Consider the following 15399-nt stretch of genomic DNA (forward strand, 5'->3'; position numbering starts at 1 on the left):
AAATGCTCGAAAATAGTCCATAAATCCCCTATAATCGCGGCCTTTGTACGTCACTAGGTTTCGTTGTTTTATGGATATTTCACCAGTTCGAAATTTTCTTCATTGTGATTCGCCCGCATCGTGGCTGGAATATGCCGCTGAGCATTTAGATATTTTGTTAATCGATCATGCCAAGTGCGAGAAAAAAGCAGCTTCAACTGCACTCAGCTTAATGTTTAAGTACCCCGAATATGAGCAACTTCAGATAAAAATGGCGCAATTGGCACGCGAAGAAATATTGCATTTTGAACAAGTCTTTGAAATGCTCACTCAGCGTAAAATTACTTATTCCATACTTTCACCATCGCGTTATGCATCAAGTCTGCGTAAGCTGGCGCGTGATAATGAGCCCGATAAACTGGTAGATTTTTGTATTATTGGTGGCATTATTGAGGCTCGCTCCTGTGAACGTTTTGCCAGCCTGGTGCCTTACCTGCAAGATAAAGAACCTGAACTAGCCAAATACTATCGTTATTTACTTAAGTCTGAATCTCGTCATTTTGAAGATTATCTCCAATTGGCTCAACTCTATTGTGCAAACGATATTTCACCACAGGTTGATAAAATGCTAGAGAAAGAGGCTGAGCTGATACTCAGTAAGGATGAGGTTTTTCGCTTTCATAGCGGTATACCTCACAATATTTAATCGTAACTTTGTATTTGACTGTAACTTTGCCTGATTTGCTGGCTCTAATCATACCAAATTCAGTATTTTCAGGAACCATCTGGCGCAGTTCAGGTCATATTGGCGGTTGATAGTGAATCTTTTTTGCTTGAGTTGCTTTCCACCTGCAAGTAACATAGCACACCAGCAAAAGTAAGCACTTAAAATAATCAGTTAGTTTACTTAAGAGAAATTCAGGGTATTGGAGTAACAGTTTTGAACTTGATAAAAATCATCAGTCTATTCGCTTTAGCAAGTTTGTTGTCTGCATGTAGCTTATTTTATGGCGAAGATGGTTTAATTAAAGATACTTCTTATGATTACCTAAAAGCGAAAGAAACTGCGCCTTTAAAAATCCCACCCCATTTGAAACATGAAAATAATGTTAACTACACGGTCGTTCCTGCCATTGGTGAACAGGCTAAAAATGCCCCTAGCGGTAAAGATATCAGTCTGGTAGCACCAGCTCAAATTTTAGATGTATTGGATAATATTCGAGCAAACAAGCAGTCGCCAGTTCCTGCAATTTATATCGTTGAAAACGAAGAGTTTTTATGGGATACCATCATTAATTTATTTACTGAACAAGGCGTAAAGTTCAGTCGCCGCGATAAAGCTAATCGCGTATTAGAAACGGAATGGGTTGCGGTGGACAAGCGTGGCGTCTGGTTAGGCATCGCTGGCGAAGACGATATTGATGAATTTAAAGCCAAATTTCGTATCGCGCTAAGTGAAGGTATTTTAAAAGATGAAAAACAAATTACTGTTGAGCGAATTGCGGCTCAAATGTTTAATGATGATACGGATAAGTGGCAAGATATGGCCAATTACTGGCATGATTCCGCTGAAATGCTAAATCTTATTATTGCTCATTACGATACAGCAACCATTGAACGTGATCGCAATTCTAAAAATGCGGTAGTTGCTGGTTTTAAAGTTCAGTTAGCTCATGATGACAACAATAATGCGGCCCTGGTTACTGAAACAGATAAGGCTTTAGTTTGGGAAAAATTACCCAAAGTTCTCGAAGCATTAGACTTTGATGTTAAAGATCGTGATCGGCGCTTGATGACTTACTTTATTGCCTATGAATATGAGGAACCAGGATTTTTTGCCTCGTTATTCGATGAAGAACAAACCCCGTTGCCGTTAGAATCTGGCGACTATCAGGTAACGGTAACAACCGTTGGAGAGCTTACCGCAATTGTATTTCGCGATGGTCAGGGGACACCACTCAATGCCGAGACCATGGTTAAGCTTTACCCCCAACTAAACAAGTTATTTAGTGATAAAAAATAAGTGACACTGTCCCTTGTCCAATGTAAAAGTTTGCTCTCTGGGATCAGGGAGCAAAGGTAACGCAACACTCATTCAATTTGATCAAAGTATTATTTTGGTCGATAGCGGATTTTCATCTAAAGAGCTGGAGTCGAGGTTAACTACCCTTGAATTAAGGCCTGCCGATATTAATGCTATTTTAGTCACTCATGAACACAGTGATCATTTTAATGGCGTACCTGTTTTTTCAAATAAGTTTAATATTCCGGTATGGATGAGCCCAGGGACCAGTCTGCATCCGCGTGCCGATAAAATTCGGTCACTTAACTTAATTAATATTCATGATTCCTTTGAGTTGGCCGGGATTCAAATTTTACCAGTGGCTGTTCCGCATGATTCAAGGGAAGCTTGTCAGTTTGTGTTTCATAATGATAACTATCGAATAGGTATTTTGACTGACCTTGGGCATGTCACTCAACATGTGATCAGTTGTTTTGCAGAATGTGATGCTTTATTACTGGAATTTAATCATGATATTACGATGTTAATGCAAGGTAATTATCCGGCATCATTAAAAGCCAGAGTAGGTGGAAATTTAGGGCATTTAAATAATCAGCAAGCATTAAATTTTTTGCATGCCATTAATAAAAGTCGTTTGAAATTATTGGCAGCCATGCATTTAAGTGAAGAAAATAATTGTCCCGAGCTGGTAAAAAATATTATTCAGCAGGCTGAATTGGAAAAGACCACACGTGTGATTTTAGCCGATCAGCAATATGGATTCGAATGGGTCAGAATCGAATAGTGTTATTAAACCGTTCTCTGTTTTTTTGGAGATAGTAAAAAGATTAAATGAGAAACCACTTTAAACGTTTGAACAAAGAATTAACGAGCTTTTAGTGAGCTTGTGGTTCTCGAATAAAAAAGGCGCCCTAAGTGCGCCTTTTTTATTGAAAAGTCTTTATTATTAGATAAATTGATAGTTCAATTAAATTTTATAGCTTAAATGAAATAGGGACATCAAATACAAACTGTTCTAGTTTTAATTCAACAGGAACTTTTTGAAAAGGCCCTGCTTTACGAATAATTCGGCTTACTGCGCGATCTAAAACTCTCGAACCCGAACGTTCAATCAGCTCAATATCAAGAATTTCACCATCTTTATCAATTGTAACCTGTGCTGTTACGTCGCCTTGTTTTCTATCAATCAACGCCTTACGAGGATACTCTTGATGCTTTTTGATTTCATTAATTAAATCCCGAGTGTAAGAACCCGTTACCAAATCCGCATCAAAAAAGTTCTCATCAATTACCGGTTCAATTTTTTTAGCAATTTTTTTGGTTTCTGGTTTTTTTTCTGCTGGTTTTGTTTCTGCTTTATCTGCCACTTTTACTAAATTAGGATCAAGTTTAATATCGGCGGGGATATCTGGCTTAATTTCAGTTTTGATTTCAGGCGTGGTATCAGGTTTTGTTAAAGTTGTTGAGTCCGGTTTATTCGCAGCTACTTTTTTATTATCAGTAGCAGCTTTGGAAGTAGAATTTTGTGATTGATTATTACCCGTTTTCTTTTCATCCACTTTAGCCACTTTCTTGGCATTAGGTTTTGTTTCAGGTTTGTTAGCTGATTGCTTATCTTCTTGTGGTTTTGTTGCCGTATTTTGAGCAACTTTAGTGGCAGGATTGGTTGTATTTTCGGCTGGATTATCTTCTGCAATAGCGACTTGAGTCGAATCGTTCAAATCACTATCAAAACGGCCTTTAGCTGGAGATAACCCCTCATAACGTGCAATATAACTGCCTTTAATTGAGGCGTCGTCTAATCCTCGAATACTGTTTTTAAAAGCTTTGGTTGGCGGAATATTGCCAAGCCAGACGTTTAATAACAGTTCTGCAAAATCGTGATTATCGATGGTCATAAATAAAGTTGAATTTAAATAAACCTGTGTCCCAACACCTGGAATGTAGTCAATATTGAGTTCATCATTTAGCTCAACAGGACGCTTAAATATTTTAGAAAAACCCACAATTTGCTGAGTTAAGGGTTGCCAGCTGCTTCTTGGATTATTCATTGCCATTCTTTCTTTCCAATGTCGGGCAAGTTTTCGATTAGAATAGCTAGTTAAAAATCGAATTGACATACGCTTGGCGACGGATTCATCGAGCAGTTGCTCAACTTCAGTAATAGAGGAGGGGCCAAACAGCGCTCCCACATAAATATCGTTGCGTAATTCCTGATACATACCAATACCAATCAGGTTGACTGTTTCATTATTAGAAAGAGTGGCTGAAATATTGGCTTTTAAGGGACCTGCAAAAATAAAAAATAAACATGCCGTATAACTAATATAAGCAAACTGATGTTTAACCTTTTTTAGAGAAAATAATCGAAAGGACATTAATCGAACTCCAGTAACACCGTTAACTTTTTGTATAGCTGCTAGATGTATCAGAATAGATACTATCAGACTGACTACGGCAGATGTGCTCGAAACTTATTATTTAAAATAAGAATAATTTCGATTTGCATAACCTCGTAAATCAAAACAGCTATAATATCGTGTAATTTTTGTAATTAAGCGTTATTAAAATAATAGCTAAAAATTTTTAAAAATTGTGAAGCATTTGTATTTTATTTTATAAAAACACTTAAATAACCAACCGCTATGTTAGCATACCAATATTTTAATACTAAATGTACTGGGAATTTTAATAATATTGTGAAATCTTTGGTAAAATTCCATAACTACTTGTTAATCCATTGAAAATCATCTAGATTTAAGTAGTGGTGTAAAAAGAATTTGGAATGTCAAGCAAGTCGCTTTGAAGCTTGTTGTCATAAAAACAAGAGTTGGCAGATTATTTAATTTATTTGCTCAGTGGCAGGTGGTCGGAAATTTTAACTCACTGATTTTTCAAATTATCTCAGGGTAAACAATAATAAAACCAAGCAGACTTAAGAGTCGGGGTGTGATTGTGAAGTATCTTAAAATTATTATATTGTTCATGGGGACTCTCAGTTCTTTTTGTTTTGCACAGGAAATGTCTGAAAATGAAAAGATGCTTGCTATACAAAAGGTTTCTATTATTGATCGTCCAGTTGTCATGGTCGGAATGGGATTAACCCGTCTGTTGAATGATGATTATTATATTGGTGCGATGTATCTGGATGAAAAAGTTGAGTATGACAAAACGGCCGATTTCTTTAGCGTTAAGGTTGCTCGTAGAATGCAGTTTAAATTTGCTTCTAAAATCTCAATATCTGCACGTAGCTTTAAAAGAAAACTAGTTGAAAGTTTGCGCATCAATAATTCTCGCAAAGATATCAATGCACAAAAAGCTGAACTGGCGCAATTTCTTAAGTTTTTTAGCGGTAGTTACAAAAAGGGTGATGAACTGAGCTTTGATTATCATCATACTTTTGGTACACGAGTAATACTCAATGGTAGAATTATTGGGCAAGTCGAGAATTCTCATGACTTATATAATTTATTAGTGAAAATCTGGGTCGGTGAAAGACCACCCACTTCAAAGTTTAAGTCAGGTATATTAGGAAATAATGATGGAGACTATGCAATTGAGTTACTCCGTCAATACATTAATCTTTAATTCTTTTTATGAATATAAAATTTTGATTGAAAATTACCTTTTTTAAATTATAAATTTTATATTCAAAACTATCATTTCATTTGTGTTTTATTGGATAAACGTATTTTTTTAATTATTGAATTTTCGGTTTACAGTTTATCCAATACTCGCTATTCTTTGCTGCCATCAGCAGTATCAATTTGATTAATATTTATCAATATTAACGACCGCAAATTCTTTACTCATAATACAGACATACTCAAAACAGAGAAAAATACAATGGCTAATATTTTATTACTAGGTGCCGGTTTTGTGACGGGGCCTTTAGTTGACTATTTACATAAAAAAGAACATACAATCACTATTGGGTCTCAGTTTCTGAGTGAAGCTGAAAAATTAGCGGCTGGCAGAAGTCATTTATTTCCTATTCAGGTTGATGTGACAAATGATGATGAATTAGCCAATCTTGCAGCTAAAGCGGATTTAGTCATTTCGTTTGTTCCATTTCAATTTCATGTTGCAGTTGCACGTATTTGTATTGCACAAAAGGTTCCGTTAGTGACTGCCAGTTATGCTCATCAAGACATGTGGGCTCTCAACGAAGCTGCCAAGGAAGCTGACATTATTTTATTAAATGAAATTGGTGTAGACCCAGGCATTGACCACATGACAGCGATGAAAGTCATTCATGAAGCGCATGATAAAAAGCAAAAGGTTGAGGCACTAGTGTCGTGGTGTGGTGGTATTCCTGCGCCTGAGGCAAATAATAATCCGCTTGGCTATAAGTTTTCCTGGTCTCCTATGGCTGTTTTAACCGCAGTATTAAATGAAGCTAAGTATTACAGTCGTGGCAAAGTGGAGACTATTGCGGCTAAAGATTTGCTGTCGTCTATGCGCGATGTACCTTTTAATGAAGAACTACAATTAACCGGTTATGCTAATCGAGACTCGTTAGGTTATCGCGAGGCTTATGAGATTCCCGAAGTTCAGACGTTATTACGTGGCACATTACGTTACCCCGGATTTGCAGCCATTATCCATAAAGCCAAAGCGATTGGCTTGCTATCAAATACTTTATTTAATGATGCTAAACCATCAAACTGGCGAGAGTTAATAGCCCAGTTATCCGATCTGAGTCTGGATCAACTTGAAAGCAGCTTTGATAGCGATCCTGAGTTAGTGGAAAATTTTGCCTGGATGGACTGTTTTAGTGATAGAGCGGTTGCTGGGCGATCACCTATTGAAGCTTTTTGTGCCTTGTTGCAAGATAAATTACAGTATGAGGAAAATGAACAAGATATGATTGCCATGCAGCATCGATTTGTTTTGACAGATGAAAATAATAACAAAATTTTTCATCGCTCAACGCTGGTAGAAAAAGGTGATGTGGGAGGCTTTTCTGCTATGGCAAAAACTGTTGGATATCCTGCTGCGATTGCCGCTGACCTGATATTAAAAGGACAGATAACCAGAAAAGGTGTTTGCATTCCTGTTACCCAAGATATTTATGAACCTGTATTGCAAGAATTAGAAAAACTTAATATAAAAATGGTTGAAGAGATTGTTAACGACGAATCAGAAGCGAGCTTTTTAAATCACCTTTAATTTTGACTCGAATTGCTCATATTGATACTTGGTTAGAAAAATTGAATCCCAATTGAGTTTGTATCGAAAGATTAGATTTTTCTATGACCAATAAGTACTCAATAGCATAATACAATATTGCTTATTGATACGCTCAATTTGGACTTTTGACTAATAAAGCGTATTGTTGAGCTTCAAACTTTTGAATACCTGCTATGATTGATGAGCAGGTATAAACTGATAACTTTAATCTTGAAAATAAACGGGAGATTATAATGGGAGTTTTAGTCGGTCGTCAGGCACCTGATTTTACTGCTGCTGCTGTATTAGGTAATGGTGAAATCGTTAACGATTTTAATTTCAAACAAGCCACTCAAGGAAAAAAAGCAGTTGTTTTCTTTTATCCTTTAGACTTTACCTTCGTTTGTCCTTCAGAGTTAATCGCTTTTGATCATCGTCTGAAAGAGTTTGAAGAAAAAGGGGTTGTCGTCATTGGTGTATCAATTGACTCTCACTTTTCTCATAATGCTTGGAGAAATACCGCAATTAAAGACGGCGGAATTGGCGCAGTTGGTTATCCGTTGGTAGCTGATGTTAAACATGAAATTTGTAAAGCTTATGATGTTGAGCATCCTGAAGCTGGTGTTGCTTTCCGTGGATCATTCTTAATTGATGAAGACGGACTGGTTCGTCATCAAGTTGTTAACGATCTGCCTTTAGGTCGTAACATTGATGAAATGTTACGAATGATTGATGCCTTAGCATTCCATCAACAGCACGGTGAAGTGTGTCCTGCTGGTTGGAAAGAAGGTGATAAAGGTATGCAAGCTTCACCTGAAGGTGTTGCAAAATATCTATCTGAAGAAGCTGATAGCCTGTAATAAACGGTTGTTCAGTCGATTCAACAAAAGCCGGGAATTTCCCGGCTTTTTAGTCTTGTCTCCTCTCAAAGTCTTATCCCAAATTGGAACTAGTCGTTCACCTTTGCCATATAGTTCACAAAAAACAGGGTATTTACCACAGTCGTCATCAGAATATGGTAGCTTTTATATCTGATTAGCGAATATTATCGGCGATATCATTCTAAAAAGACAAAATCAGTGACATTACAGTGGTGCTGCGCTTGCAAAGTATGGTTGAAATAGTGAAGTTTAACCTTGCTATGAATGTCTTTTGGTCGGCCAGATAATTATAGAATTGTGAAAGAGGCGGCAATAAATGCTCAACTTATATTTTGAAAAAAGCTTGGTTAATCGTATCTTTGCGAGGTTAATTTTAGTATTTGGATTGATTGCTAGCTTAAATTTAGCTGCCGAAGTTCCCGCTAATGTGCAGACCATTTTCGAAAATAATGGGTGTACTGGTTGTCATTCGGGGAATTCTCCGAGCGGCTCTTTATCATTATCTGATGCACTCACTGCTGAACAACAGCTGATCGATATTAATGCTGTATGTAATCCTGCCTTAAAAAGGGTTGTTGCGGGTGATCCAGCTAACTCAGTGTTATATCGAAAAGTGTCGATGCAAAATCCTGGTTGTGGTGCTGCTATGCCGCTTAATGCGGAGATGATTAGTCAGGCTGATCTTGCAATTTTGTATGATTGGATTGTTGCAATCGGACCCGCTGGCGATTTTGGTTTAATTGAGATGCAAGCCCCAACTATAAGTGTTTCTGAAATGGAAACGACGCTTTCAATCACAGTTACTCGTAATCTGGGGTCAACTGGTCAAGTGACGGTCGATTATTCGGTTGCTGCAATAGATATGGATAATGCCACTGGGGGAGAAGATTTTGTTCTGCAAAGTGACAGTATTTCTTTTGCCGAAGGGCAAACAAGTCAGACAATTTCAGTTACTTTAATTGATGATGATCAGTTCGAAGGCGCCGAAGTTTTTACGGTCACTTTAAATCAAGCTAATGGCGGCGCTGTATTAGGTAGCCAAACACAAACTAAAGTCACCATTGAAGATGATGAAGTTTTAAATGAGCCTGGTACTTTTCTTTTTAGTGCGGTCAGTTATTCTGTTTCTGAATCTGATGATGTACTGCAGGTGACGGTGTTAAGAACTTTCGGAGCCGCAGGCATTGTTACTGTTGATATTAATTCAAGTGATATTTCAGCTAATGCTAATTCTGACTATGTTGCTCTAATGCAAACCTTGTCATTTGATGAGGGGGTAAAATCACAAACGGTAAATTTATCCCTGATTAATGATACAGCTGAAGAGTCGAGAGAAACGTTCAATTTAACCTTAACCAATCCAACCAACGGTGCAGTAGTTGGTAATCCAAGCCAGGTGACTGTTGTCATTAATGATGATGATGGTACTGAAGTTGTTGAAGAAGAAAATGAAGAGCCTGGTGAAGAACCGCCCTCAACTAACCAAACTGAAGCCGAATACTCAGCGGCGGGCTCTGTATTTTATTTAAATTTCATATTAATTTTTTGGGGACTGTTACATTTGATTCGCACACAGCGTTAAAACTTTAAAACCAAAATAATATTGAACAGGTTTTTCCATTGAAGCCTGATTATTTTTGTTGCGTAGCGTTAAAATTCTATTTGTGAAAAAGATTTAAATGTTGCCCTGGTAATATTGGACGGTGGGATTGAGTAAAATATTCCTAACATTATTCTCTTTTTAGCCTATTATTATGCGATATTAGTTAGAGTTATTTTGTTTTTAATCACTTACAAATTAAACTTGCGCGCATGAACGAGTCTAACTTAATATTTGATGGGGTAATACTCATGCTAACAGGCATGGGTACAGTCTTCATATTCTTAACTATCCTTGTCTTTTTTACCGGTTTTTTGCAACGTTTTGCAAAACCGGAGCCTACACCGATTACGAAGAAAACAGCACAAATTAACGACGATGAAGTTGCGGCTGTGTCTGCGGCTGTTTATGCTTATCGGCAAAACAATACTAAAAACTGAGGAAACAGCATGACGAGCAAACTCGGAATTACCGAATTGGTATTACGTGATGGTCATCAATCGCTTTTTGCTACGCGTATGCGTATTGACGATATGCTACCAATTGCAGCAAAGCTAGATGAAATAGGATATTGGTCGATTGAATCCTGGGGCGGGGCAACTTTTGATTCATGTATCCGTTTTCTGGGGGAAGATCCTTGGGAAAGGTTACGCCGTTTAAAAGCAGCGATGCCAAAAACGAAACAGCAGATGCTTTTTCGAGCGCAAAATATTTTAGGTTATCGACATTATGCTGATGATGTCGTAACGGCATTTGTCGATAGAGCTGCGGCAAATGGTATGGATGTTTTTCGCGTATTTGATGCGATGAATGATATGCGTAATTTAAAAACGGCTATTAAAGCCGTAGTAAAAAATGAAAAACACGCGCAGGGAACAATTTCTTATACCGTCAGTCCGGTGCATACCATACAGATGTGGTTGGATATGGCAAAACAACTTGAAGACATGGGATCACATTCCATTTGCATTAAAGACATGGCTGGACTGCTCAAACCCTATGTCGCTGAAGAATTGATATCACGCTTAAAAGAAACGGTGAATCTTCCAATTGCGCTGCACGCTCACGCGACCACTGGCTTAAGTACAGCAACAATTACCAAAGCGGTAGAGTCTGGTGTTGATACCGTTGATACCAGTATTTCCTCTATGAGTATGACTTATGGTCACTCTGCGACAGAGTCGGTCGTGTCTATTTTTCAAGATCAACCACGAGATACCGGTTTAAACTTAACCGCGCTCGAAGAAATCTCGGCATATTTTAGAGAAGTTCGCAAAAAATATGCAAAATGGGAGGGGAGTCTTAAAGGCGTTGATTCACGTATTTTAGTTGCTCAGGTGCCTGGTGGCATGTTAACCAACATGGAAAACCAGCTCAAAGAACAAGGCGCTGGTGATAAACTGGACGAAGTTTTACAAGAAATCCCGCGCGTTAGAAAAGATTTAGGTTATATTCCGCTAGTCACACCCACTTCACAAATTGTTGGTACTCAAGCGGTATTAAATGTGCTCACTGGAGAGCGCTATAAAACTATCAGTAAAGAAACGGCTGGTGTTTTAAAAGGTGAGTATGGTGCAACTGCTGCGCCAGTTGATACACAATTACAAGCCCGTGTTTTAAATGGTGCAAAGCCCATTACGTGCCGCCCCGCTGACTTGCTTGAACCCGAGCTGGAAAAGCTTCAACAAGAATTAAAGTCTATTGCACAACAAGAAAATATTTCACTTGCTGATGCTGAAATAGATGATGTTTTAACCTATGCATTATTTCCGCAAATAGGCATTAAATTTCTTAAAAATCGCAATAATCCTGCTGCTTTTGAACCCGTACCAACTGGTGAGGAACAAAAGCCAGTTGTGCCAAATGACAATCAACTTTTGGCCTCATCGTCGAATAAAGCTGAACCAGAATCTTATAACGTGTCAGTTAACGGTAAAAATTACCAAGTCACTGTTGCACCGAGTGGTGTGATTGCTGAAATCAAACAAAGCTCTGATCAATTAGTACAGCCTAATGCAAAAAGTGAAGGTGCAACCGGCACTGTGATTAAAGCGCCATTAGCAGGAAACATATTTAAAGTTCAGGTAGCACAAGGAGATAGGGTGAACGAGGGTGATGTTGTTATTATTCTGGAAGCGATGAAAATGGAAACTGAAGTGCGTGCTGCTCAATCTGGCCAAGTATCAAACGTTCTGGTGAAACAGGGTGATGCTGTCAGTTTAGGTGATGAACTGATTACTTTGGCTTAAGTGACGGGTTGAAAGAAAAATGATTGAAGGGTTAGTTGAACTTTGGCACAGCACCGGTATAGCAAATTTTACGATTCCCGGCCTAATCATGATTTTGGTCGGCGTATTATTACTTTATTTAGCGATTGCCAAAGCATTTGAGCCGTTACTGTTGTTGCCAATTGGCTTTGGCGCGATTTTAAGCAATATTCCTGTTGCAGGTATCGCAGATGACGGTGGGTTACTTTACTATATTTACAACATTGGTATAGATACTGGCGTTTTCCCCTTAATCATTTTTATGGGGGTGGGCGCAATGACTGACTTTGGTGCTTTAATTGCTAATCCAAAAACATTGTTTCTAGGTGCGGCGGCACAGTTCGGTATATTTGCAACACTTATTGGTGCACTCGCATTGAATGCTGTCCCAGGAATCAATTGGACCATTCAGGATGCTTCTGCGATTGCCATTATCGGTGGAGCTGATGGACCAACTGCCATTTTTTTAGCCGGTAAACTTGCGCCAGATTTGCTGGGGGCAATTGCTGTTGCGGCGTATTCTTATATGGCATTAGTACCGATTATTCAACCGCCAATTATGCGTTTGCTGACAACTAAAGAAGAGCGGGCGATTGAAATGACGCAGCTACGCCCAGTTTCTCAGCGAGAGAAAATTCTTTTTCCTTTAGTCGTATTAGCTCTTTGCATCTTATTGCTACCTTCGGCCGCGCCATTAATTGGTATGTTTTGCTTTGGTAATCTGATGAAAGAAAGTGGCGTGGTTAATCGCCTATCAGATACGACACAAAATGCACTGATTAACATTACGACCATTTTTTTAGGATTGGGAGTCGGGTCAAAGCTTTCTGCGGATAAGTTTTTAAATTGGGAAACTATTGGTATTTTACTGTTGGGCGCTGTCGCATTTTCAATTGGAACGGCAAGTGGTGTTTTAATGGCGAAGTTTATATCGAAAGTCAGCAATAGCAAAATCAATCCTCTCATCGGTGCTGCCGGTGTATCTGCGGTTCCAATGGCTGCCAGAGTTGTTAACAAAGTTGGACTTGAGGCTAACCCGCACAATTTTCTACTGATGCATGCGATGGGGCCCAATGTAGCGGGTGTTATTGGCTCGGCAGTTGCGGCTGGTGTTTTATTAGCATTAGTTGGTTAGTAGTTTTTCCTGTTAAATAGGTAAAAGATATTTCTAGCAGATGACTTACTTCAAGTTTTTTAAGTGATTTGAGTCATCTACTTTGTTTAATATCTATACTTCAATATAATTTTTTATTATTAGTAATTTAGACAAATTAATAACTCCGACTATACTCAAGTAAAGATTGCTAAAATGTGTATAGGACAAAGTCATGCCGTTACGGTTTCCTGAGGATCCACTTTATCAATTATTACGTGATGAAAAAGTGAAGCTGTTTAACCAGCAAAAAGCAGGGCAGTCGATAATTGATTTTCATGATTGTGATTTCAGAGGGCTTGATTTGCGTGGGCTGGATGCAGCCGGTGTAAATTTTAGTGGTTGCTATTTTCGCGCCGCAGACCTTAGAGGAATAGACTTTTCTCAATCAAACTTAACCGGTGCAAGCATTGCCTCCGCACAAATATCAGGGTGTTTATTTCCTACTGATATCTCTGCAAGTGAAATAATGTTATCAGTAGAAAAAGGTACCAGAATGCGATGTCAGTGAACTCTGGGTGAAATTGACCCATGAATGAGTAATTCCCTATCGATTAGTTTATAATGCCCCGAATAATATCAAATAACATTTAAATTAAGGGGCAGCACTTTGGACGCGATTAACAGCTTTTTGCTTTCAATTGACTCTTATCTTGGGTCAGCCGACTATTTTCCACTACTTCTTTTAGGCACCGGGATAATTTTCACTCTTTACTTGGGGTTTCCCCAAATTCGATATTTTGCACATGCAACTAGAATATTGCGTGGTAAATATTCAAAAGACGATGCACCAGGCGATACCAGCCATTTTCAGGCATTGACGACAGCATTATCCGGTACAGTGGGTACTGGAAATATCGGTGGTGTGGCACTGGCTATTTATTTAGGTGGTCCAGCAGCAATATTTTGGATGTGGGCAACCGCTTTTTTTGGTATGACAACCAAATTTGTTGAAGTAACGCTTTCACACAAATATCGTGAAAAAACCGCTGATGGTACTATGGCTGGTGGACCCATGTACTATATGGAGAAAAAACTCAACATGAAGTGGTTAGCAGTGATTGTTGCTACCGCTACAGTGGTAAGCTCGATTGGTAGTGGTAATATGCCACAAATTAACAATATTGCCGTTGGTCTTAACGAATCTTTTGGCTTTGAAAAATGGATTGTTGGCGCAGTTTTATCGGTAATGCTGGCATTAGTCATTATTGGTGGTATTAAGCGTATAGCGCATGTTGCTGAGAAAATTGTTCCAACAATGGCTCTTATCTATTTTGTTGGGGCGCTTGCTGTCATTTTATATAATATCGAAAATATAGTCCCTTCTTTTATTTCAATCTTTTCCGATTTGTTTTCCGGGAGCGCTGCTGTTGGAGGATTCCTGGGAGCCAGTTTTGCTTACGCACTTGATCGGGGTGTTAATCGTGGATTGTTTTCAAATGAGGCAGGACAAGGTTCGGCACCCATTGCTCATGCCAGCGCCCGAGGAAGAGAGCCTGCTTCAGAAGGAATGGTTTCTTTGCTTGAACCATTTATCGACACAATCGTAATTTGTACGTTAACCGGTTTAGTGATTCTTAGTTCTGGTGTCTGGACTAAAAAACACGAAAACACATTTGACCGTGCCGATATGGAATATGTGATTGGTGAATATAAAGACAGTAATAAAGATGATGTTGAACGTTTGTTTACTTATCTCGATAAAAAATCTGATGCAACGGGTGGCGTAGAACACTATTCGGGAACAATCGAAATTGTTAATGGGATTGCCGACTATTCTGATATTACACTGATTAACGCCCGCTCAATCGCAGAAGATGTTAAATACACCATTAATGATGAACCATATACCGGCACTATTGCTATAAATGATGGCAAAATTGTAGATGCAGAAGGTGATGCAAAAGTCGTTGTTAGTGGTAAGTCTCTGATTCACTCTGTCAGGTTAACTACTGAAGCATTTCGTCATGGATTTTTCGGTGAATATGGTGAATATGTCGTTACGATAGGATTGCTTTTATTTGCATTTACCACAGCGATTGCTTGGTCTTATTACGGTGATCGAGCAATGACTTATCTATTTGGCCCTAAAGCAGTTTTACCTTATCGTATTGTTTATGTTGCAGCTTTTTTTGTTGCTTCATTTACAGACGCTACGGTAATTTGGAATCTCGCCTATGTCACGGTGGCCTTAATGACGATACCCAATCTCATTGGTATATTGTTACTGCATAAAGACATGAAGCAAACTGTCGCGAAATATTGGGAGCACTTTAACAAGAACCAAGCAGATTAAAACAGTTGTTTTAAATATGTGTTAGAAT

The 15399-nt window shown here is 38.5% G+C and carries 13 protein-coding genes; 12 read left to right on the top strand and 1 reads right to left on the bottom strand.

What is annotated here, in order from left to right; all coding sequences use genetic code 11:
- Nucleotides 1-70 precede the first annotated feature (70 nt).
- The 3 genes from ABVT42_RS04855 to ABVT42_RS04865 all read left to right on the top strand — a co-directional run bounded on the left by ABVT42_RS04855 (nucleotide 71) and on the right by ABVT42_RS04865 (nucleotide 2786).
- The gene (locus tag ABVT42_RS04855; protein WP_353873875.1) at nucleotides 71-685 is read left to right on the top strand and encodes a MiaE family protein; all 615 of its coding nucleotides are present in this window, start codon (nucleotides 71-73) and stop codon (nucleotides 683-685) included.
- Between the two features lie 234 nt (nucleotides 686-919).
- Entirely contained in the window at nucleotides 920-2002 is a 1083-nt protein-coding gene (gene bamC / locus ABVT42_RS04860) for an outer membrane protein assembly factor BamC (protein ID WP_353873874.1), read from the top strand.
- 13 nt (nucleotides 2003-2015) lie between these two features.
- Nucleotides 2016-2786, top strand: a complete 771-nt coding sequence (locus ABVT42_RS04865; protein ID WP_353873873.1) for an MBL fold metallo-hydrolase — start codon at nucleotides 2016-2018, stop codon at nucleotides 2784-2786.
- Nucleotides 2787-2976: 190 nt separating this feature from the next.
- Here ABVT42_RS04865 and ABVT42_RS04870 read toward each other — a convergent pair whose 3' ends face one another.
- On the bottom strand, nucleotides 2977-4380 hold the full coding sequence (locus ABVT42_RS04870; RefSeq protein ID WP_353873872.1) for a TonB family protein: 1404 nt from the start codon (nucleotides 4378-4380) through the stop codon (nucleotides 2977-2979).
- A gap of 577 nt (nucleotides 4381-4957) precedes the next feature.
- Between ABVT42_RS04870 and ABVT42_RS04875 the strand changes: the two genes are divergently transcribed.
- The 9 genes from ABVT42_RS04875 to ABVT42_RS04915 all read left to right on the top strand — a co-directional run bounded on the left by ABVT42_RS04875 (nucleotide 4958) and on the right by ABVT42_RS04915 (nucleotide 15371).
- Complete coding sequence (locus tag ABVT42_RS04875) at nucleotides 4958-5590, top strand: chalcone isomerase family protein (RefSeq protein ID WP_353873871.1); 633 nt, start codon at nucleotides 4958-4960, stop codon at nucleotides 5588-5590.
- Nucleotides 5591-5848: 258 nt separating this feature from the next.
- Nucleotides 5849-7174 (top strand): saccharopine dehydrogenase C-terminal domain-containing protein, encoded by a 1326-nt coding sequence (locus ABVT42_RS04880; protein WP_353873870.1) that lies wholly within the window; start codon nucleotides 5849-5851, stop codon nucleotides 7172-7174.
- A 254-nt stretch (nucleotides 7175-7428) separates the two neighbouring features.
- Entirely contained in the window at nucleotides 7429-8034 is a 606-nt protein-coding gene (locus ABVT42_RS04885) for a peroxiredoxin (protein ID WP_353873869.1), read from the top strand.
- A 337-nt stretch (nucleotides 8035-8371) separates the two neighbouring features.
- Nucleotides 8372-9637: a Calx-beta domain-containing protein gene (locus ABVT42_RS04890; RefSeq protein ID WP_353873868.1), complete on the top strand. Its 1266-nt coding sequence runs from the start codon at nucleotides 8372-8374 to the stop codon at nucleotides 9635-9637.
- A gap of 230 nt (nucleotides 9638-9867) precedes the next feature.
- Nucleotides 9868-10095 carry an OadG family protein gene (locus ABVT42_RS04895; RefSeq protein ID WP_353873867.1) on the top strand — a complete coding sequence of 76 codons (228 nt, stop codon included), beginning with the start codon at nucleotides 9868-9870 and terminating at the stop codon, nucleotides 10093-10095.
- A 9-nt stretch (nucleotides 10096-10104) separates the two neighbouring features.
- Entirely contained in the window at nucleotides 10105-11904 is a 1800-nt protein-coding gene (gene oadA, locus ABVT42_RS04900) for a sodium-extruding oxaloacetate decarboxylase subunit alpha (protein WP_353873866.1), read from the top strand.
- A 22-nt stretch (nucleotides 11905-11926) separates the two neighbouring features.
- Nucleotides 11927-13057: a sodium ion-translocating decarboxylase subunit beta gene (locus tag ABVT42_RS04905; RefSeq protein WP_353873943.1), complete on the top strand. Its 1131-nt coding sequence runs from the start codon at nucleotides 11927-11929 to the stop codon at nucleotides 13055-13057.
- Between the two features lie 193 nt (nucleotides 13058-13250).
- Entirely contained in the window at nucleotides 13251-13586 is a 336-nt protein-coding gene (locus ABVT42_RS04910) for a pentapeptide repeat-containing protein (protein ID WP_353873865.1), read from the top strand.
- A gap of 99 nt (nucleotides 13587-13685) precedes the next feature.
- The gene (locus ABVT42_RS04915; RefSeq protein WP_353873863.1) at nucleotides 13686-15371 is read left to right on the top strand and encodes an alanine/glycine:cation symporter family protein; all 1686 of its coding nucleotides are present in this window, start codon (nucleotides 13686-13688) and stop codon (nucleotides 15369-15371) included.
- The last annotated feature ends 28 nt before the right edge of the window (nucleotides 15372-15399 follow it).

Source organism: Aliikangiella maris (assembly GCF_040719265.1).
Classification (GTDB): Bacteria; Pseudomonadota; Gammaproteobacteria; order Enterobacterales; family Kangiellaceae; genus Aliikangiella; species Aliikangiella maris.

Coding starts and splice junctions, on each gene's coding strand:
- oadA (WP_353873866.1), top strand. CDS start 10,105: ATGACGAGCAAACTCGGAATTACCGAATTGGTATTACGTGATGGTCAT.
- ABVT42_RS04855 (WP_353873875.1), top strand. CDS start 71: ATGGATATTTCACCAGTTCGAAATTTTCTTCATTGTGATTCGCCCGCA.
- ABVT42_RS04895 (WP_353873867.1), top strand. CDS start 9,868: ATGAACGAGTCTAACTTAATATTTGATGGGGTAATACTCATGCTAACA.
- ABVT42_RS04890 (WP_353873868.1), top strand. CDS start 8,372: ATGCTCAACTTATATTTTGAAAAAAGCTTGGTTAATCGTATCTTTGCG.
- ABVT42_RS04910 (WP_353873865.1), top strand. CDS start 13,251: ATGCCGTTACGGTTTCCTGAGGATCCACTTTATCAATTATTACGTGAT.
- ABVT42_RS04870 (WP_353873872.1), bottom strand. CDS start 4,380: ATGTCCTTTCGATTATTTTCTCTAAAAAAGGTTAAACATCAGTTTGCT.
- ABVT42_RS04885 (WP_353873869.1), top strand. CDS start 7,429: ATGGGAGTTTTAGTCGGTCGTCAGGCACCTGATTTTACTGCTGCTGCT.
- ABVT42_RS04880 (WP_353873870.1), top strand. CDS start 5,849: ATGGCTAATATTTTATTACTAGGTGCCGGTTTTGTGACGGGGCCTTTA.